Here is an 18,254-nt window from a genome sequence, read left to right as displayed (position 1 = left end):
CAACCAATGAGGCGTAGCGCTTTCCCGAGCGCAAAGGTGAAGAGGGATAAGCGGTGGCAAGTTCGGCCGTCGAAAGGACTGACGGGGCGGCGATCAACGAGGTCGCACGCAACTGCGGTTCGCTGGCAATCGAGTGCAGCGACGTCGCCGGTTACGTCGCCGGCGTCAACGAGCGGATCTCCGCCAACCTCAAGATGCTGGATTCCTTGGAGGAGGTGACGACGCGCTTGCTCGCCGACCAGGCCCGGGTGTCGGACTCCACCGACGAAGCGCGGGTCCTGGCGGAGCAGGCGCGCGGCAAGCTCGACCAGGGCCGCGGCGCTATCGAGGACACGATCCGGGTCTTTTCGGGCCTTACCGACCTGGTCGTCCAGCTCGGTGACCGGATGGCCGGCTTCGCCGAGGCGATGACGCGAGTCCAGAACGTCTCCGCCAGCATCGAGACCATCGCCAACAAGACCAACATGCTCGCCCTCAACGCGACGATCGAGGCGGCTCGCGCCGGCGAGGCCGGGCGCTCCTTTGCCGTCGTCGCGGCCGAGGTGAAGAAGCTCGCCCACGATACCCGAGCGGCGACCAGCGAGATCGCGGGCACCATCGCCTCGCTCACCCGCGAAGCCGAAGCGGTGACCTCCGAGATCAAGGTCGGCGTCGAGAAGAGCCGTGTGGCCCAGTCGAGCTTCTCGACGATCAATGAAACCGTCCGCGACGTCGCCGATATCGTGGCCCTGGTCGACCGCCAGACCGACGGGATCGCGCAGGCCACCAGTTTGATCGAGCAGAGCGTCGACAGCGTGAAGAGCGGCCTTTCCTCCTTCGCCGCCGATGCGCGCGCCAATGGTGGGGAATTGCGAACGACGCGCGAGCGCCTCAGCCGGCTGGAACTGCGGTCGAACGAGATGCTCGACCTGCTGGCGAGCTGCGGCGTCAGGATCGACGATACGCCGTTCATCGAGTTCGCCAAGGCGGGAATGGTCGAAGTGCAGACCCTAGTCGAGCGCGCCGTTCAGCGCGGTGAGATCGACATGGAATCCGTTTTCGACACAAATTACGTGCCGATGCCGGGCACCAACCCGATCCAGTACGAGACCCGCTTTTGCGACTTCGCCGACAGCTGGATCCGGCCCATCCTGGACCGGGCGATGAGCGAAGAGCCCCGGCTGATCGCCTGCGCGATCACCGACGTGAACGGCTATCTCCCGACCCATATCACCGCGCGCTCCCAGCCGCAGCGCGACGATCCGGAATGGAATGCGGAGCATTGCCGCAATCGCCGCAACTTCATCGACGACATCACCCGCCGCGCCATCGCGAGCGACAAGGAGGCGATGCTCGCCACCTACGGAATGGAGCTGGGCAACGGCCGCTATCTTGCGGTCAAGAACGTGTTCGTGCCGCTCTATTTCGGCGGCCGCCGCTGGGGCAATTTCGAGCTGGCCTACCGGGACGAATAGAGCCGCTCTCTTTCCTCGAGGAGCGCCGGCTATTGTCCTCGCCGGCTCATGAAGGCAAGTCGCTCGAACAGCATCACGTCCTGCTCGTTCTTGAGCAAGGCGCCGTGCAGGGGCGGGATAGCCTTGGCGGGATCACGGGACTGCAGGATTTCCAGGGGCATGTCCTCGTGGAGGAGCAGCTTCAGCCAGTCGATGAGCTCGCTGGTGGACGGCTTCTTCTTGAGGCCGGGCACGTCCCGAACCTGGTAGAAGATGTCGAGCGCCTTCTGAACGAGCGTCGTCTGGATGCCGGGAAAGTGAACGTCGACGATGGCCTGCATCGTCTCCCGGTCGGGGAATTTGATGTAGTGGAAGAAGCACCGGCGCAGGAAAGCGTCAGGCAGCTCCTTCTCGTTGTTCGAGGTGATGACGACGATCGGCCTCTCCTTCGCAACAATCGTCTCGCGGGTTTCGTAGACGTGGAACTCCATTCGATCGAGCTCCTGGAGAAGGTCGTTCGGGAACTCTATGTCGGCCTTGTCGACCTCGTCGATGAGCAGGACCGGGAGTTCGGGGCTGGTGAACGCCTCCCACAATTTACCCCGTTTGATGTAATTGGCGATCTCGTGGACCCGCGGATCACCGAGTTGTCCGTCGCGCAGCCGCGCTACCGCGTCATATTCGTAGAGGCCCTGGTGCGCCTTGGTGGTCGACTTGACGTGCCATTCGATCAGCGGCGCGCCGAGCGCTCCGGCAATTTCATGAGCGAGCACGGTCTTGCCGGTTCCAGGCTCGCCCTTGACCAGCAACGGCCGTCTCAACGTGACGGCGGCATTGACGGCAACCTTGAGATCCTCGGTCGCGACATAATTGCTGGTGCCCTCGAAACGCATGTCCGGCCCTTTACGTAAACGTCAGGCCGGCCATAAGCCAAAGGCATCGGCAGGGGCAAGGCAGAGCAGGGGCAGGGGGGCCGCCGCCACGCCTATCGGTCAGTCGAGCAACATCACCTTGTCACCGAGCCTGACCTGTCCCTGCCGCGCCGCGGTGGCGTAGATGCCGATACGGTTGCCGAGTTTCTGAGCGACCGTCCGCATCACGGTCGGATCGCGATCGCCTGTGTCGGGATCGATGGTGATGAAGGCACAGCGGGGAATGGTGTCGGTGACGAGCAGCTGTGCCGAATCGTCCCAGCCGCCGAAGCCGAGCCGACGGCCGGCCCAATCCTTCTCCGGCAGGTCGCTTTCGATGACGATGTTGGTTCGAAATCGCCGGCGGTCCAGCGGCGTCCCGTGGGCCGCATCGAGCGCCTCGTGCGTGGCAGTGGTCGCGATCGAGACCGGCATCGCGTCATGGGTGCCGCGGCCGAGCTGGAGGAGCCCGAGGGCGCAGCCAGCTCCGGCGGCCAGGCGAGCGAGCAGTTCGGGATCGTGCAGCGGCTGCCAGCGACCGTCGGGGCCGCGAACGTCCACTGGCGAGATCTTCGGTTCGCCGGGGTCGCGAAACCGCGGCGCGAAACGGACCATTTCGGGCCATTCGCGCGCGGTCAGCCAGGGGAAACTCGATGGGTCCTCGGTGCGGTAGAAGGCATATTGGCGGTCTCCCTCGATCCCCTGCCAATCCACTTCGGCCGAAGTCACCGGATCGGCCGCCATGGACTTCACCGGAAAGCGGTTGAGCTCGAGCACGCGGCCGACGATTTCTACCATGACTGCTGCCTAGAGGGGAGGAGGGGAGGCAGCAATGGCGCGCTTATTTACTCCCGGCGAGAGAGCGAGATTCCCGGGAGTGAGCTAGGTTAGCCTTCGAGCCGTGCCTGCTGGCGCGCTTCGAGCAGGTCCCAAAGGCCGCGATGCTGCAGCGACAGCTGCTGGGCTCCGAATAGCAGGGCACGTTCGGTCGCGGGCGACTGGCCGGCCAGGTCCGCGACGGAGCGAAGCTCGTCCTCGTCGCTCAGCCGGCAAGGCGGAAGGTCGACGCCGAGCCGGCGCCCGACGGCCTCCAGCAGCACGCGAACCGGCGACCAGTCGATCGCAAAGGCGAGCGAGGCGCCGAGAGCGCAGCCGCGGCGCTCCGACTGCGCAAGTGTGGTAAGGGCATTATGCTGGCCGATGACAGCGGCTTCGCTTGCGCCGCCGCCGGGGGTGCTCGGAACCGGTCCGACCGCGACCGCGAGTTGGGTAAGGCAGAGGCGCTCGGTCGCCATCGCCTCGCCGGCGGCGATAAGCCATGCGCGCGCGGTGTCGTCCATGGGCCGGCCGGCCGCGTGGTCCACCACGCCGGGATGCCGCCCGTGGAGCGAGCACAGGAAATGAACGGCATCGGCGAGATTACGGGCGCTCTCCGGCCCGCTGGTCAGCGCCGCGCTGGAAAAGTAAGGATGGGCCGCGCTGCCATGTTCGGCGACGCATCCGATGAGCAAGTCACCGGTGCCGCTGCCGCCTGGCCTGACGACCGTAACAAATGCCATTCCCTTGCCTCCGGACGCCGCGATGCGGCGCTGTGCTGAAAGGCGGGCGTACAGCAGGTGCCGTAAAGAGGAGGTTTACGCAGGCTCGGATCGATTCCCGGGCGGCATCGAGCCGTGTCGCCTCCGCCGGGCGACGAACGGAAGTTGATCATAGCCGAGCCGCTCATCTATTTCGTCGAGATGGTCATTTCCGCTGTGCGCTCACTTCTTGGCAGGCCGTCACTGGCGCACTCGGTCCGCAAGGAGGGGCTGACCTACCTCCGCCCCGACAAGATGAAGCGAATCGAGCAGGCCCTCCGCAGCGTCGCTGGCGTGCCGGGCGACTTCCTCGAGTTCGGCGTCGCGCTCGGGGGAAGCGCGATCGTCATCGCCGCGCAGGCCGAGGGGCGGCACTTTCACGGCTTCGACGTTTTCGAGATGATTCCTCCGCCGACGTCGGACAAGGATGACGTGAAGTCCAAGGAGCGGTTCGAGGTCATCCGCTCGGGCCAGGCGTCGGGGATCGCCGGAGAGACCTATTACGGCTACCGCCCGGACCTGCTCGGCGACGTGAAGGCGGCGTTCGCTCGCCACGGTCTTCCGGTCGACGGCAGGAGCCGCTTCCTTCACAAGGGGCTGTTCGAGGCCACCTGGCCCGAGGTGGCGATAGAGCGGGTCGCCTTCGCCCACCTCGACTGCGACTGGTACGATCCGGTGCGCTTCTGCCTCGAGGCGGTGGCGGACAGGCTGAGCCCCGGGGGCCTGCTGGTGATCGACGACTACCACGCTTATGGCGGCTGCCGGACGGCCGTCGATGAGTTCCTGGGGGAAAGGGCCGATTTCGCTTTCGAAAACGGCCCGAACCCGATCCTCAGGAAGAATTAGGCGCGTAATTCCCTCTTCCCCGAAGGGAGGGGAGGGAGGTTACTGATCCAGGAAGCTGCGCATCTTCCGGCTGCGGCTGGGATGCTTCAGCTTCCTCAGCGCCTTGGCCTCGATCTGGCGGATTCGCTCGCGAGTGACGCTGAACTGCTGGCCGACCTCCTCTAGCGTGTGGTCGGTGTTCATGCCGATGCCGAAGCGCATGCGCAGCACGCGCTCCTCGCGAGGCGTGAGGCTGGCGAGCACTCGGGTCACCGTTTCCTTGAGGTTCGCCTGGATCGCGGCGTCGACCGGGATGACGGCATTCTTGTCCTCGATGAAGTCGCCGAGATGGCTGTCTTCCTCGTCGCCGATCGGAGTTTCGAGGCTGATCGGCTCCTTGGCGATCTTCATCACCTTGCGAACTTTCTCGAGCGGCATCGACAGTCGCTCGGCCAGCTCTTCGGGGGTCGGCTCGCGGCCGATCTCGTGGAGAATCTGGCGGCTGGTTCGGACCAGCTTGTTGATCGTCTCGATCATGTGCACCGGGATCCGGATAGTCCGCGCCTGGTCGGCGATCGAACGGGTGATCGCCTGCCGGATCCACCAGGTGGCATAGGTCGAGAATTTGTAGCCGCGCCGATATTCGAACTTATCGACCGCCTTCATCAGGCCGATATTGCCCTCCTGGATCAGATCCAGGAACTGCAGCCCGCGATTGGTATATTTCTTCGCGATCGAGATGACGAGCCGGAGATTGGCTTCGACCATCTCCTTCTTGGCGATTCGTGCCTCGCGCTCGCCCTTCTGGACCATGTTGACGATGCGCCGGAACTCGCCGAGCGACATGCCGGTCGCCTGGGCGATCTCCGCGATCTCCGCACGGATCCGCTCGATCGCTTCCGACTCGTTGTCGCAGAAGGCCGCCCACTTCTTGTCCAGGCCGCAGACGCGCTCGGCCCAGCCTTCGTCGAGCTCGTGGCCCATATAGGCGTCGAGGAAGGCCTTGCGCGGCACCTTGTGGCGCTCCGCGAGGCGCAGCATCTGCCCGCCCAAAGTGGTGAGACGGCGGTTGTAGCTGTAGAGCTGGTCGACGAGATATTCGATTTTGGCGCCGTGGAACTGGACGCTCTCCACCTCGGCGGTGAGTTGCTCGCGCAGATTGTGATACTTGTTCTCGTCGGCCTTGGGGAATTCCTGGCCAGCGCTCATCGCCTCCATCCGCGTGCCCTGGAGCTTCGCGAACTTCTTGTAGAGGTCGGTGATGCGGGCGAACTTCTCCAGAGCCGCCGGCTTCAGCGTCTCCTCCATCTGGGCGAGGCTGAGCGTGTTGTCCTCGTCATCCTCGTCGACCGGACGCTGGGTGCGCCGCTCGACCATCGAATCTTCCTCGTCCTCCTCCTCGGCGACTTCCTCCACATCCTCTTCCTCCTTGAAGGAGGGTCCGGCGGTGGATTCGGAGATGTCGCCGGTCTCGGACTCGGCGCCTTCGACCTGCTCGGGCGTGGGGCCCTTGGACAGCATCGCCTCGAGGTCGAGGATCTCGCGAAGCTGCATGTGGCCGTTGTTGAGCGCGTTCGACCAGTGGATGATGGCGTTGAAGGTGATCGGGCTCTCGCAAAGCCCCCAGATCATCGTGTCGCGGCCGGCCTCGATCCGTTTGGCAATCGCGATCTCGCCCTCGCGCGAGAGCAATTCGACCGCGCCCATCTCGCGCAGGTACATGCGCACGGGATCGTCGGTACGATCGACCGTTTCCTTCTTCTTCTCGATGACGAAGGTCTCGCCGCCCTCGGCCGCCTCCTCGAGGCCGTTGTCGACCTCCGGTTCGTCCTCGTCTCCGTCGTCGCTCTCGACGATGTTCACGCCCATGTCGTTCAGGGCGGACATGATGTCCTCGATCTGCTCGGAGGACATCTGGTCCTGCGGCAGAGCCTCGTTGAGCTCGTCATAGGTGATCACGCCGCGCTTCTTGGCACGGGCGATCAGCTTCTTGATGGACGCCTCGTTGAGATCGATGAGCGGCGCATCGCCCGCCTCGTTCTTCTCTTCGCTTTCCGCCGTGTTCGTCTTCGCCATTCCAACGCCTTATACCAAAAGATCGGGCTATTAGTCCGTCTCGCCGTCGATCAATGTCGCTAGCTGCCTGTCCGCCTCGTCCCGAGCCGTCCGGAGCCGCTGTTGCTCCTGGAACGCCGCTTCGTCCCCAGTCTCCTTCAGCCGCGCCGTGGCCGCTTCCAGTGCGGCGTCGAGCCCGGGACGTGCCGCCAGAGTCTCGATGACCCGAACGAGGTCCCGACATGCCCGCTCCGGATCGGCATCACGTCGCGTGAAGGAAAATGCAAGCCCTCGCTTGAGGCCGAGCGCCTCGAGCAGACCTGCCGCACCCTTCGCCGCCAATATGGTATGGAGCGTGTCAGGATCAAGCGGACTGTGGGTCATCGCCGCTTCGAGCATCAGGTCGCGCAACCGGACCGCATCCGGGTCGGTCAACGGCAGATCGTGGACGGCCTCCGCATGCTCACCGATCTGATCCGGAAATCGGACAAGCCCGAGGAGGACGGCCCGGCCGAGCTGTGGGTCCAGGCCGCTCCGCCCGACGGCCCTGGCTTCGGCCGAAGCAGGGCGGGGCGGCGGAACGAAGCGGCCGGCCGTCCCGGACCAGGGGCGCTGTGCGGTCCAAGGCCGGCGTGCCGGCTGCTGCGGGCGCGTCAGCGCATCGAAGCGCTTGAGCATCTCGCTGCGATACTGGTCGCGAACGTCGGGATCGGCGATCGTCGACACATGGTCGAGCAGCCGGCGGCGCAGGCCGGCGCGCTGCTCCGGGGTGACGAGAGATTCTGCCTCCACTTCGTGGCGCCAAAGCCGGTCAACGAGATGTTCCGGCGCCTCGAGCAACGCTTCGAAGGCCGCGGGGCCGCGTGCGCGGACGAGGTCGTCGGGATCCTCGCCCGGAGGCAAGGTGACGAAGCCGAGCGACCGGCCGGGGCCGACATGCGGCAGTGCCCGCAGAGCCGCGCGCACGGCCGCTTTCTGACCCGCGGCATCGCCGTCGAAGCAGAGGATGGGTGCCGGCGAGAAGCGCCAGAGGAGGCCGAGCTGGCCTTCGGTCAGTGCGGTGCCGAGCGGCGCCACGGTCTCCGCGATTCCGGCCTGGTCGAGCGCGACGACGTCCATATAGCCTTCGACGACGATTATCCTCTTCGCCTCGCGCGCGGCAGGGCCGGCCCGGTCGAGATTGAACAGGGTGCGCCCCTTGTCGAACAGGGGGGTCTCGGGGGAGTTGAGATATTTCGGCTCACCGGGGCCGAGGATCCGGCCGCCAAAGGCGATCACCCGCCCGCGCGGGTCCCGGATCGGGATCATCAGCCGCCCGCGGAAGCGATCATAAGGCTCACGTTTGGCGCCTTGCTCCTCTTCGGGCGCGATGAGCAGGCCGGCCTCCGCAAGCTTGTCGTTGCCGATCGCCTTCAGGGCGGTGCGCAGCTTGCCGCGCGAATCGGGAGCGAAGCCGAAGCCGAAACGGGTCCTGGTCGCCGCGTCGATGCCGCGGCCGTCGAGATAGGCGCGTGCCGCGGCGCCCTCGATCCCGCCGAGCTGCTCGACGAACCAGCGCTGTGCCGCCTCGGCAACCTCATGCAGCCCCGCCGCCCGCTCGGACCTTTCGCGAGCGCGCGGATCCGGCGCCGGCAGCTCCATTCCGGCCGCGTCGGCCAGCTCCTTCACGGCATCGATGAAGGAAAGTCCGCGCGCATCCGTCAGCCACCGGATTGCATCGCCATGAGCACTGCAGCCGAAACAATGGTAGAATCCCTTTTCGTCGCTCACCGTGAAGCTCGGGCTATTCTCCTTGTGGAATGGGCAGCAGGCCTTCCACTCGCGCCCGGCCCGCTGAAGCTTGGTCGAGCGCGAGATCAATGCCGAGAGGGAGGTGCGGGCGCGGAGCTCGTCGAGAAAGGCCGGGGAGAAGGTCACCGCTTTCGCCCCCCGACAGAGACGGTATCGGGGGGTGGGCAGGCCCCGGGCACGGAACCGATCGCCTGCAGCCGCAGCAGGGCCTCGAGAATCTCCTCTCCATCATGATTCCGGAATCGGATCACCCGGTTTCCTGCCGCTTCAATGAACCGCGTCCCCTCGCATCTCGTACATTGGCAGAATGCTGACCATCGTCCAGTTCGATCACGCGCTTCCGGCGTCGCCGGACGGAGCTCAACTGGAACTGACGGTCAAGCTTGCGCCCCGCCGGCTTCGAAGCTCCAGCCACAAGCGTCGCTCCCGGCCAGTAGCATTTTTGCGAAGGTCCGGGTGGGTTTCGTCGGTCTGCGTGGCGCTTGGCGATTCCTACCCCCAAGCCCCCGCCGGGAGGAGGAAGCTTCAGCTCAACTTCGCCTTCACCATCTGGCTGGCCCTGCTCATGTCGAGCTGGCCGGAGTGGCGCTCCTTCATCAGCGCCATGACACGGCCCATGTCCTTGACCGAATCGGCACCCGTCTCGGTGACCAGGGCGTCGATCGCCGCGCCGATCTCCTCGTCGCTCATCTGGCTGGGGAGGAACTCCTCGATGACTTCGACTTCCGCCGCCTCGGCGGCGGCCAACTCCTCGCGGCCGCCCTTCTTGTACATGTCGATCGACTCGCGGCGCTGCTTGATCATCTTCTGGAGCACCTCGGTCACCATCGCGTCGTCGTCCTTGGGCGCGGCGCCGCCACGAAGCTCGATGTCGCGATTCTTGATCGCCGACTGGACGAGCCTGAGGGTGGCCGTGCGGGGCTTGTCGCCCGACTTCATGGCGCCGGTCAGCGCCGACTTGATCTGGTCGCGAATCATGGGGCTCTCACGAGATGGCGTTGCCGGAACGGGGATACTTAGTGCCGTGCCGGCGTCTTTAACAGATTGACGGTGCCTCGGCGGCGCACTAGCGGACGAGCCTTAGCGACATCGCCAGACCACCCGAAGGAGTGCCAGCCAACATGGCCGACGCCAAAGCCTCGCCCGCGCCGAATGGAGCGACGGGCGTATTGGTCCTGGCCGACGGGAGCGTGATCTGGGGCAGGGGATTCGGCGCCGAGGGCGAAGCCGTCGGCGAGGTCTGCTTCAACACCTCGATGACCGGCTATCAGGAAGTCATGACCGATCCCTCTTATGCGAGCCAGATCGTCACCTTCACCTTCCCGCACATCGGCAATGTCGGCGCCAATTATGAGGATCTGGAGGCCGACAATCCCTGGGCGCTGGGCTGCGTCGTCCGGCAGGATGTCACCGAGCCCAGCAATTTCCGCGCGGTCCAGACCTTCGTCGAATGGATGCAGGCCAACGATCGGGTCGGCCTGTCCGGCGTCGACACGCGCGCGCTGACCCGCAAGATTCGTACGGAAGGTGCTCCGAACGGCGTGATCGCCTACGATTCGCGGGGCCGCTTCGACGTCGAGGCGCTGCTGCGCAAGGCGCGCGAATGGCCCGGGCTCGAGGGCATGGACCTGGCGAAAGACGTGTCCTGCCGGCAGATGTACCGCTGGTCGGGTGGGCGCTGGAGCCTGGGCGAGGGCTATGCCGAGCGGCCGCATGACGAGGCTCTGCCCCATGTCGTCGCGATCGACTATGGCTCCAAGCGCAACATCTTCCGCAACCTCGCCGATGCCGGTGCCCGGGTCACCGTGCTTCCCGCGACGTCGAGCTTCGACGAGGTGATGGCGCACCGGCCTGATGGGATCTTCCTGTCCAACGGCCCCGGCGATCCGGCGGCGACCGGAGAATATGCGGTGCCGGTGATCCGCAAACTGCTCGACACCGGCAAGCCCCTGTTCGGGATATGCCTCGGCCACCAGCTGCTCGGCCTCGCCGTCGGCGGCCGGACCTCGAAGATGCACCAGGGGCATCGCGGCGCCAACCACCCGGTCAAGCGGCTGGCGGACGGCCATGTCGAGATCACCAGCATGAATCACGGCTTCGCGGTCGAGAAGGAGAGCCTGCCGGCGAACGTGCGCGAGACCCATATCAGCCTGTTCGACGGCAGCAATTGCGGCATGGAGCTCACCGACCGGCCGGCGTTCAGCGTCCAATACCACCCCGAGGCGAGCCCGGGGCCGCAGGACAGCGTCTACTTGTTCGGAAAGTTCGTGGATCAGCTGGAGAAGAGCCGGTGAAGGCGTTCAGCCTGGCGGCCACGCTCATTTTGGCCTGGTCCGCTGCTGCCGTAGCCCAGCCGGTCGGTGAAGTCTCGCCGGTCGAGCAAAGCCTGCGCCAATGCGGCGCCACGTTCGACGACTTTTTTTGGACCCACGACATCGAGGGAACCACGTTCATCCATATGCGCGATGGGACCGAGGAACGTCTCGGCGCCGAGCGGCTCCACTGCGTGGAACGCTGGGCGATGGCCAATAGCCGACACCTGTTCCTCTGGCCCGATGGCCGCAGCGCGAGCCGGGAGGTCGTCGACGCCAAGGCGCGGGCCTGCAGCCTCGACCCGGAACGGGATCTGGAATGGACCTTTCAGACCGATAGAGGCGTCCGTGCGACCCTGCTCGACAGGGGTGCGACCTATTCTCAGTTTCGTTGTCTCCTCGACTGGGCCGATCACACCGGAGCCCCGGTTGGATTCGCTGCGTCGCCCTCTGATTCGGACTGAGCATGCCCAAGCGTACTGACATCTCCTCCATCCTCATCATCGGCGCCGGCCCGATCGTCATCGGTCAAGCGGCGGAGTTCGATTATTCGGGCACGCAGGCGGCCAAGGCGCTCAAGGCGGAGGGCTATAGGATCGTCTTGGTCAACTCCAATCCGGCGACGATCATGACCGATCCGGAGATGGCCGACGCGACCTATGTCGAGCCGATCACACCCGAATATGTCGCCAAGATCATCGAGAAGGAACGGCCGGATGCCGTGCTTCCGACAATGGGCGGCCAGACCGCGCTCAACACCGCGCTGGCCCTCTTCAAGGACGGCACCCTGGAAAAGTTCGGGGTAAAGATGATCGGCGCCGACGCGGCGGCGATCGAAAAGGCCGAGGACCGGCTCAAATTCCGCGAGGCGATGGACAAGATCGGCCTCGAATCGCCGCGGTCGGCGATCGCCCACAGCGTGGATGACGCCATGGCGGCACTCGATGCGATCGGTCTGCCCGCGATCATCCGCCCGAGCTTCACTCTCGGCGGAACCGGCGGCGGCATCGCTTATAATCGCGAGGAATTCCTCGACATCGTCACTGGCGGGCTCGAGGCCTCGCCGACCACCGAGGTGCTGATCGAGGAATCGGTGCTGGGGTGGAAGGAATATGAGATGGAGGTGGTCCGCGACAAAGCGGACAATTGCATCATCATCTGCTCGATCGAGAATGTCGACCCGATGGGCATCCATACGGGCGATTCGATCACCGTGGCGCCGGCGCTGACCCTGACCGACAAGGAATATCAAATCATGCGCAACGCAAGCATTGCTTGCCTGCGTGAAATCGGCGTGGAAACGGGCGGATCCAACGTACAGTTCGCGGTCAATCCCGACGACGGCCGCCTCGTCGTCATCGAGATGAATCCCCGCGTAAGCCGTTCCTCTGCGCTCGCGTCGAAGGCGACGGGCTTCCCGATCGCCAAGGTCGCCGCGAAGCTGGCCGTCGGCTACACGCTCGACGAGATTCAGAACGACATTACCGGCGTCACTCCGGCGAGCTTCGAGCCGACGATCGACTATGTCGTCACCAAGATTCCGCGCTTCGCCTTCGAGAAGTTCAAGGACACGCCGGCTCTGCTCACCACCGCAATGAAATCGGTCGGTGAGGTGATGGCGATCGGCCGCAGCTTCCATGAGAGCCTGCAAAAGGCGCTACGCGGCCTCGAAACGGGCCTGATCGGCCTCGACGGGATCAAAGCGCTCTACGGGGCGCCGCGCGCCCAGATCGAGGAAGCGCTCGCCCGGCCCAGCCCCGATCGCCTGCTCGTGGCCGCACAGGCGCTGCGCGAAGGACTCACGGTCGACGAGATCCACGCCATCACCCGCTATGACCCGTGGTTCCTCGAGCGGATTCGCGAGATTGTCGAGGTCGAGGAGGAGATTTGCCGCGACGGTCTGCCGCGCGACGCGCAAGGCATGCGCCGGCTGAAGGCGATGGGATTCTCCGATCGCCGACTCGCCGAGCTCGCGCTCAAGTCCGCGAACGTCGCGGGCGGCGGGGTCAAGATGCGGACCCGCTCGCACGGTCTGCTCCACGATGCCGTGAAGGCGATGATCGGCGCCACGACGGAGGAGGAGGTGAGGGCGTTGCGCCATCGGCTCGGCGTCCGTCCCGTGTTCAAACGGATCGATACCTGCGCCGCCGAGTTCGAAGCCAAGACGCCCTATATGTACTCGACCTACGAGGCGCCGTCGTTCGGCGAGCCCGAGGACGAGAGCCAGCCTTCCGACCGCCGCAAGATCGTCATCCTGGGCGGCGGCCCGAACCGGATCGGCCAGGGGATCGAGTTCGACTATTGCTGCTGCCACGCTTGCTTCGCGCTCGGCGATGCCGGATTCGAGACGATCATGGTCAACTGCAACCCGGAGACGGTGAGCACCGACTACGACACCTCCGATCGGCTCTATTTCGAGCCGTTGACCGTCGAGGACGTGCTCGAGATCCTGCATGTCGAGAAGTCGCGCGGCGAGTTGGTCGGAGTCATCGTCCAGTTCGGCGGCCAGACGCCCTTGAAGCTCGCCGCCGCGCTGGAGAAAGCCGGAATTCCGATCCTCGGCACCTCGCCCGACGCGATCGACCTGGCCGAGGATCGCGAGCGTTTCGCGGGCCTGGTCGACCGGCTGGGCCTGAGACAGCCCGCCAACGGCATTGCACGCAGCCGGGAAGAAGCGCTCGCGGTGGCCGACCGGATCGGCTATCCGGTGCTCACGCGGCCGAGCTACGTGCTCGGCGGCCGGGCCATGGAAATCGTCGATTCACCGAGCCAGCTCGAAAATTATATCGAAACCGCCGTTCAGGTCTCCGGCGACAGCCCGGTGCTCATCGATCAGTATCTCAGGGATGCGATCGAAGTCGACGTCGATGCCCTGTCGGACGGCAAGGACGTGGTCATCGCCGGCGTCATGCAGCATATTGAGGAGGCGGGCGTCCATTCCGGCGACAGCGCCTGCTCGCTTCCGCCCTACAGCCTCGAAGAAGAGACGATCGCCGAGATCGAGCGGCAGGCGAAGGCGCTCGCCAAGGCCCTGAAGGTCAAGGGGCTGATGAACGTGCAGTTCGCGGTCAAGGACGATGTCGTCTATTTGATCGAAGTCAATCCGAGGGCCAGCCGAACCGTTCCGTTCGTTGCCAAGGCTATCGGCTCGCCGATCGCCAAGATCGCGGCCCGGGTAATGGCGGGCGATACGCTGGCCGCCGCGCAGGCTCCGTTCCCGCCGATCCGGCGGGACTTCGGGCACGTGGCCGTCAAGGAAGCGGTTTTCCCCTTCGCCCGCTTCCCCGGCATCGATCCGGTATTGTCACCGGAGATGAAGTCTACCGGCGAAGTAATGGGAATTGCGAAGGACTTCGCCACCGCATTCCTGAAGTCACAGCAAGGCGGCGGGGTCGAATTGCCCGAAGGCGGCTGCCTGTTCGTCTCGGTCAAGGACAGCGACAAGCCGGCGATCGTCGCTCCCGTCCGGGTGCTGCTCGGCCTCGGCTACAAGGTCGTCGCGACCGGCGGCACCGCCGAATATCTGCTCGCCCAGGGCCTGGAGGTCGAGCGCGTCAACAAGGTGGCACAGGGCCGCCCGCATATCGTCGACAAGATCAAGGACGGGGGGATCGACCTTATCTTCAACACCACCGAAGGTTGGCAGAGCCACCGCGACTCCGCCTCGATCCGTGCTTCGGCGGTGAGCCTCAAGGTTCCCTACTTCACGACCGCGGCGTCGAGCGCCGCCGTGGTGCGCGCCATCTCGGCCAGCAGGGAGCACAGCCTTGAAGTGCGGGCGTTGCAGGACTATTACTCAGCTTCCGAAACACCATCCTGAACAACGCGAGACGATGTGAGGCGAGACCCGGCGAGGATCGCCCCAAGCCGGGTTTTGACGAAAGGCACAAGCGAATGGCGACGGTCGACAAGCACCCCATGCTGGCCGAAGGCTATCAGAAGCTTCAGAACGAAGTCCGCCACCTGAAGATGGTGGAGCGGCCGGCGATCATCGACGCGATCGAGGAAGCCCGCGGCCACGGCGACCTTTCGGAAAATGCCGAATACCATGCCGCAAAGGAGCGGCAGGGCCATGTCGAAGCGCAGATCGCCGATCTCGAAGACCGGCTGAGCCGCGCCATGGTGATCGATCCGACGACGCTGTCCGGAGACCGGGTCGTGTTCGGCGCGACGGTCCACCTCCTGGACGAGAACGACAAGCCCATCAAATACCAGATCGTCGGTGAGACCGAGGCCGATGCCAAGGCGGGCCGGATCAGCTACAATTCGCCGCTGGGTAGGGCCTTGATCGGCCGATCGGTGGGCGACGAGGTGGAGTTCTCGGCACCGTCGGGCGACAAATATTTCGAGATCGCCAAGATCGAGTTCATTTGAATCCGGCCGTCGGGTAGCTGGACCCATGCGTCCTCCCGAAAGCTGGGCCACCGCGCGCGTCACGCTCGCTCTCACGCTGGTTACGGGCGGGATTTGGATCCTGCTTGCCTTGCTCCGGTTGAACGACTGGGCGATCGTCTGGGCCGGTTTCGTCCCGGCGCGGGTGGACGCCGGGGTAGATACGTCCGGTGCGCCGGTTTGGCTGACACCGCTCACGGCCACTCTGGTTCACGCCGGCAATCCGATCCACGTCATCTTCAATCTGATCATCCTGGTGTTCTGCGGGAGACCGACCGAGGCGGTGGTCGGGCCGGTCGGATTCGGCATCCTTTATGTCGTGGGCGCCTATGCGGCGGCGGCGGTCCACTATCTTCTCTTTCCCGCCTCGGTGCTGCCGATGGTTGGTGCGAGCGGCGCGATCTCCGCAGTGCTCGGCGCCTATGCGATTCTTTTCGGCCGCAACAAGGTGAAGGTTGCGCACCCGACGGTGGCGCTCTGGTTGAATGCCTTGTGGCTGATGGTCGCCTGGGTCGTGCTCAACGTTATCGTGGGCTTCGCTGCCGCCAGCATGGCGATCGGGGTCGCTTTCGGCGCCCATATCGGCGGTTTCCTGGTCGGCGTGCTGCTCGCCAATCCGCTGCTGCTGCTGAGGTACAGGCGGGCTTGACCCGCTGACGCCGTTGCCGCCAGCGGGGTTCTCGACCGGGATGACCGATGGTCGGCTTCGCCGCTCAGCCTGCCCTCGTTAAGCATAGAGATTGGAAGACCCCGGAACGGACCAACCGCGTTCCAGCGGCCATCCCTGCAAGCCTTACTCCGTCTCCGAGTCCATCTCCGGCTCGAGCAGGCGATGAAGGTGCACGACGACATATTTCATCTCGGCATCGTCGACGGTGCGCTGGGCATGGGTGCGCCAGGCGTCGTAGGCGCTGGCATAATTCGGATAGAGGCCGACCATGTGGATGGTCGAGAGGTCGAACTCGAGGCCGCGCGGATCCTTGACGCGGCCGCCGAAAACGAAATGCAATTTGGTCATGAGCGGGCGATATTCCTGATCTGGCGTCGCCTGCCCAAAGCGGGAATCGCCGCGGCGCGCAACCCCCGGAAGGGACGCGCCGCGACCACGTTCAATCCTTGCCGCCGCCGCTGACCGCCTCGACGACCGCCTCGCCGACCTTCTGGGTCGCGCGATTGCGTATCTCTTCGATCTGCTGCTTTCCGGCATCGAGGCCGCGCTGCGCCGCCTCCCGCGCCGCGCCGGTGACCTTGCGCCCCGTCGGCGCCAGAAGCTGAGCTTCCCGCCGGGTCGCGGGAAGCAGGAATCCAAGCAGCGCGCCGACTGCCAACCCGCCGATAACCGCGCCGACCGGATAGACCGCAATCTGGTCGGTCGCCTGGCGAGTCACTCCCGCTGCACGCTCGCGCGCAGTTTCATAAGCCGAGTAGGTCCGTTCCCGCGCCGCCCGATAGGCTTCCGCGGCGCGGCCGCCGCGCGCCGCGCCGTCGCCGGTGGCGGTGCCGGTTTCACTGTTCGCAACCATTACTTCACTCCTTCGGTCAGGGCCGCATCGACGATCGGCGCCGACGCGGTAAACTTCGAATCATCGGTTTCGATCCGGGTGACGATCATGCCTTCGTCGGCATCCTCTTCCTCACCCGCTACCAGTCGGGTCATCGCCCGCTTGAGCGGCTCGCGCGCCAGGAAGAGCGCGAACGCTCCGAGCGCCACGCCGACGGCGGCCGGCCGCTGCCTCACCGCGGTCAGCGCGCCGTCGGCGAGCTCGGCGCCCTTCTCCTTGACTCCGCCCCAGGCTTCACCCGCGAGATTGGCGGGCTGAAGGCGAAGCTGAATCGCACCGAGCGTGCTCTCCAGCCGCCGCCGCGCCGCTGCGACTTCGCGCTTGCCCTGCTCGAGTTCCGCGAGGCTCATGGCATCGTCTCGCCTCGCAATAGGGCCTGTCGCTCCTCCTCGTCGCCGCCAAGCGCACGCAGTCCTGCTGCGCCGGAGCGGATGAGCAAGTAGCCGATCCCCGCCAGCAGGGCGGCGATGGCGAGTCCGGCCAGCACCGGGCCGATAAGCGCGGCGAGGCCGAGCACCAGGCCGAGGAGCAGAGCCGTAAGGGAGGAGAGAAGGAATACGGCGCCTGCCGCAACGACGATCAGTCCGTTGCGGGCTCGGCCGGCGCGATGGCGGGCGATCCGCTTGAGAAGGTCGACTTCGGCCCGGGCATAGTTGCGCCCATCCTCGACCAGCCGTCCCAGAAGATCGGCAATCGCTTCGTCGCGCGGGTCGTGCGCCGGTGAGTCCAAGGGTCAGGCCCCGCCGCCCGCGGTCGTGTCCGCATTGGGCTTACGCCGGGCGCCGCCGTTCCCGCGGTCGCTCGTGCGATTGGATGCGCCGACATCTTCCATGCCGGTGCGGACCACCCGCATCAGCGCGAATCCGACGACCGCTGCGGCGGCGAGCGCCACCGTTGGGCTCTTGCGGACGAGATCGCGCGTGTCGTCGACCAGCTCCTCGACGCTCTTCTCGCGCACCCGCCCGGCAAAAGAGGAGACCGCGCCCGACGCGCGATGCGCATAATCGCCATATTCTCCGCCGAGCCGCTCGTCGATCGAGCGCGCGGCATCGTCGATGATCCCGGCAATCTCTTCGAGCAGGCCGGTCGCTCGGCCCTTGCCATCGTCGGCGACGCTGCGCAATTTGTCGGTTGCCTGGCCGCGAAGGCTCGCCGCATGCTCGCGGACCTGGCTCACCAGCTTGTCCGTCGCAGCTCCGCCCGACGTGCTGCTGCCGCGGCTGCTCCCGCCGCCGCTGCCACTGCCGACGAAGCCGCCGCTTTCGCCGCCGCCACCTTCCTCGGCCGAAGCGCCATTGACGATCGTATCGGTGCCTTCCGGCAGCTGGGGATCACGCGGGGGCATATGCATCTCCACTGTTGGTCGGAAACATGAACTTCCTCCGACGAGAACACC

18 protein-coding genes are annotated in these 18,254 nt (G+C 65.5%); 7 read left to right on the top strand and 11 right to left on the bottom strand.

Going from position 1 to position 18,254, the window contains the following annotated elements; all coding sequences use genetic code 11:
• Positions 1 to 53: 53 nt before the first annotated feature.
• Positions 54 to 1,454, top strand: coding sequence for a methyl-accepting chemotaxis protein (locus tag EKM57_RS10580; protein ID WP_129792472.1), 1,401 nt, complete (start codon positions 54 to 56; stop codon positions 1,452 to 1,454).
• Positions 1,455 to 1,483: 29 nt separating this feature from the next.
• Here EKM57_RS10580 and EKM57_RS10575 read toward each other — a convergent pair whose 3' ends face one another.
• The 3 genes from EKM57_RS10575 to EKM57_RS10565 form a co-directional block, all read right to left on the bottom strand.
• Complete coding sequence (locus EKM57_RS10575) at positions 1,484 to 2,326, bottom strand: MoxR family ATPase (protein ID WP_129792471.1); 843 nt, start codon at positions 2,324 to 2,326, stop codon at positions 1,484 to 1,486.
• A 99-nt stretch (positions 2,327 to 2,425) separates the two neighbouring features.
• Positions 2,426 to 3,142 (bottom strand): MOSC domain-containing protein, encoded by a 717-nt coding sequence (locus tag EKM57_RS10570; protein ID WP_129792470.1) that lies wholly within the window; start codon positions 3,140 to 3,142, stop codon positions 2,426 to 2,428.
• Between the two features lie 89 nt (positions 3,143 to 3,231).
• A complete protein-coding gene (locus EKM57_RS10565) occupies positions 3,232 to 3,903 on the bottom strand; it encodes a hypothetical protein (RefSeq protein WP_243450990.1) in 672 nt (223 codons plus the stop codon).
• Between the two features lie 144 nt (positions 3,904 to 4,047).
• On the opposite strand from EKM57_RS10565, the gene EKM57_RS10560 reads away from it, so the two are divergent.
• Positions 4,048 to 4,767, top strand: coding sequence for a TylF/MycF/NovP-related O-methyltransferase (locus tag EKM57_RS10560; protein WP_165357339.1), 720 nt, complete (start codon positions 4,048 to 4,050; stop codon positions 4,765 to 4,767).
• 39 nt (positions 4,768 to 4,806) lie between these two features.
• Here EKM57_RS10560 and rpoD read toward each other — a convergent pair whose 3' ends face one another.
• The 3 genes from rpoD to EKM57_RS10545 all read right to left on the bottom strand — a co-directional run bounded on the left by rpoD (position 4,807) and on the right by EKM57_RS10545 (position 9,570).
• Positions 4,807 to 6,822 (bottom strand): RNA polymerase sigma factor RpoD, encoded by a 2,016-nt coding sequence (gene rpoD, locus EKM57_RS10555; RefSeq protein WP_129792468.1) that lies wholly within the window; start codon positions 6,820 to 6,822, stop codon positions 4,807 to 4,809.
• Between the two features lie 30 nt (positions 6,823 to 6,852).
• Positions 6,853 to 8,718, bottom strand: coding sequence for a DNA primase (gene dnaG / locus EKM57_RS10550; protein WP_129792467.1), 1,866 nt, complete (start codon positions 8,716 to 8,718; stop codon positions 6,853 to 6,855).
• A 399-nt stretch (positions 8,719 to 9,117) separates the two neighbouring features.
• Positions 9,118 to 9,570 (bottom strand): GatB/YqeY domain-containing protein, encoded by a 453-nt coding sequence (locus EKM57_RS10545; protein WP_129792466.1) that lies wholly within the window; start codon positions 9,568 to 9,570, stop codon positions 9,118 to 9,120.
• A 143-nt stretch (positions 9,571 to 9,713) separates the two neighbouring features.
• Here EKM57_RS10545 and carA point away from each other — a divergent pair, with 143 nt between their 5' ends.
• The 5 genes from carA (at position 9,714) to EKM57_RS10520 (ending at position 15,945) form a co-directional block, all read left to right on the top strand.
• Positions 9,714 to 10,886, top strand: coding sequence for a glutamine-hydrolyzing carbamoyl-phosphate synthase small subunit (gene carA / locus EKM57_RS10540; protein WP_129792465.1), 1,173 nt, complete (start codon positions 9,714 to 9,716; stop codon positions 10,884 to 10,886).
• On the top strand, positions 10,883 to 11,368 hold the full coding sequence (locus EKM57_RS10535; RefSeq protein ID WP_129792464.1) for a hypothetical protein: 486 nt from the start codon (positions 10,883 to 10,885) through the stop codon (positions 11,366 to 11,368). The genes carA and EKM57_RS10535 overlap by 4 nt, the downstream gene beginning before the upstream one ends.
• A 2-nt stretch (positions 11,369 to 11,370) precedes the next feature.
• Complete coding sequence (carB, locus tag EKM57_RS10530) at positions 11,371 to 14,724, top strand: carbamoyl-phosphate synthase large subunit (RefSeq protein ID WP_129792463.1); 3,354 nt, start codon at positions 11,371 to 11,373, stop codon at positions 14,722 to 14,724.
• Between the two features lie 74 nt (positions 14,725 to 14,798).
• The gene (greA, locus tag EKM57_RS10525; RefSeq protein ID WP_129792462.1) at positions 14,799 to 15,278 is read left to right on the top strand and encodes a transcription elongation factor GreA; all 480 of its coding nucleotides are present in this window, start codon (positions 14,799 to 14,801) and stop codon (positions 15,276 to 15,278) included.
• A 25-nt stretch (positions 15,279 to 15,303) separates the two neighbouring features.
• Entirely contained in the window at positions 15,304 to 15,945 is a 642-nt protein-coding gene (locus EKM57_RS10520; RefSeq protein ID WP_129792461.1) for a rhomboid family intramembrane serine protease, read from the top strand.
• A 144-nt stretch (positions 15,946 to 16,089) separates the two neighbouring features.
• Here the strand turns inward: EKM57_RS10520 and EKM57_RS10515 are convergent, their stop codons facing one another.
• From EKM57_RS10515 to EKM57_RS10495, 5 genes are all read right to left on the bottom strand, one after another.
• Positions 16,090 to 16,314: a DUF4170 domain-containing protein gene (locus EKM57_RS10515; RefSeq protein ID WP_129792460.1), complete on the bottom strand. Its 225-nt coding sequence runs from the start codon at positions 16,312 to 16,314 to the stop codon at positions 16,090 to 16,092.
• 91 nt (positions 16,315 to 16,405) lie between these two features.
• Complete coding sequence (locus EKM57_RS10510) at positions 16,406 to 16,819, bottom strand: hypothetical protein (RefSeq protein ID WP_129792459.1); 414 nt, start codon at positions 16,817 to 16,819, stop codon at positions 16,406 to 16,408.
• Positions 16,819 to 17,208, bottom strand: coding sequence for a DUF3618 domain-containing protein (locus EKM57_RS10505; protein WP_129792458.1), 390 nt, complete (start codon positions 17,206 to 17,208; stop codon positions 16,819 to 16,821). Before EKM57_RS10505 ends, EKM57_RS10510 begins: the two co-directional genes overlap by 1 nt.
• A complete protein-coding gene (locus tag EKM57_RS10500) occupies positions 17,205 to 17,588 on the bottom strand; it encodes a phage holin family protein (protein ID WP_129792457.1) in 384 nt (127 codons plus the stop codon). Before EKM57_RS10500 ends, EKM57_RS10505 begins: the two co-directional genes overlap by 4 nt.
• Before the next feature lie 3 nt (positions 17,589 to 17,591).
• On the bottom strand, positions 17,592 to 18,203 hold the full coding sequence (locus EKM57_RS10495) for a hypothetical protein (protein ID WP_129792456.1): 612 nt from the start codon (positions 18,201 to 18,203) through the stop codon (positions 17,592 to 17,594).
• Positions 18,204 to 18,254 lie beyond the last annotated feature (51 nt).

It is taken from the genome of Sphingosinicella sp. CPCC 101087, from assembly GCF_004151485.1.
Classification (GTDB): domain Bacteria; phylum Pseudomonadota; class Alphaproteobacteria; order Sphingomonadales; family Sphingomonadaceae; genus Allosphingosinicella.
The sequence above is the reverse complement of the archived record's forward strand: the minus strand, read 5'-3'. Positions and strand labels throughout refer to the sequence as shown.

Bases quoted from the DNA above. Each gene is read 5' to 3' on its own strand.
- EKM57_RS10575 (WP_129792471.1), bottom strand. From the start codon at position 2,326: ATGCGTTTCGAGGGCACCAGCAATTATGTCGCGACCGAGGATCTCAAG.
- EKM57_RS10570 (WP_129792470.1), bottom strand. From the start codon at position 3,142: ATGGTAGAAATCGTCGGCCGCGTGCTCGAGCTCAACCGCTTTCCGGTG.
- EKM57_RS10565 (WP_243450990.1), bottom strand. From the start codon at position 3,903: ATGGCATTTGTTACGGTCGTCAGGCCAGGCGGCAGCGGCACCGGTGAC.
- rpoD (WP_129792468.1), bottom strand. From the start codon at position 6,822: ATGGCGAAGACGAACACGGCGGAAAGCGAAGAGAAGAACGAGGCGGGC.
- EKM57_RS10545 (WP_129792466.1), bottom strand. From the start codon at position 9,570: ATGATTCGCGACCAGATCAAGTCGGCGCTGACCGGCGCCATGAAGTCG.
- carA (WP_129792465.1), top strand. From the start codon at position 9,714: ATGGCCGACGCCAAAGCCTCGCCCGCGCCGAATGGAGCGACGGGCGTA.
- carB (WP_129792463.1), top strand. From the start codon at position 11,371: ATGCCCAAGCGTACTGACATCTCCTCCATCCTCATCATCGGCGCCGGC.
- greA (WP_129792462.1), top strand. From the start codon at position 14,799: ATGGCGACGGTCGACAAGCACCCCATGCTGGCCGAAGGCTATCAGAAG.
- EKM57_RS10520 (WP_129792461.1), top strand. From the start codon at position 15,304: ATGCGTCCTCCCGAAAGCTGGGCCACCGCGCGCGTCACGCTCGCTCTC.
- EKM57_RS10515 (WP_129792460.1), bottom strand. From the start codon at position 16,314: ATGACCAAATTGCATTTCGTTTTCGGCGGCCGCGTCAAGGATCCGCGC.
- EKM57_RS10510 (WP_129792459.1), bottom strand. From the start codon at position 16,819: ATGGTTGCGAACAGTGAAACCGGCACCGCCACCGGCGACGGCGCGGCG.
- EKM57_RS10505 (WP_129792458.1), bottom strand. From the start codon at position 17,208: ATGAGCCTCGCGGAACTCGAGCAGGGCAAGCGCGAAGTCGCAGCGGCG.
- EKM57_RS10495 (WP_129792456.1), bottom strand. From the start codon at position 18,203: ATGCCCCCGCGTGATCCCCAGCTGCCGGAAGGCACCGATACGATCGTC.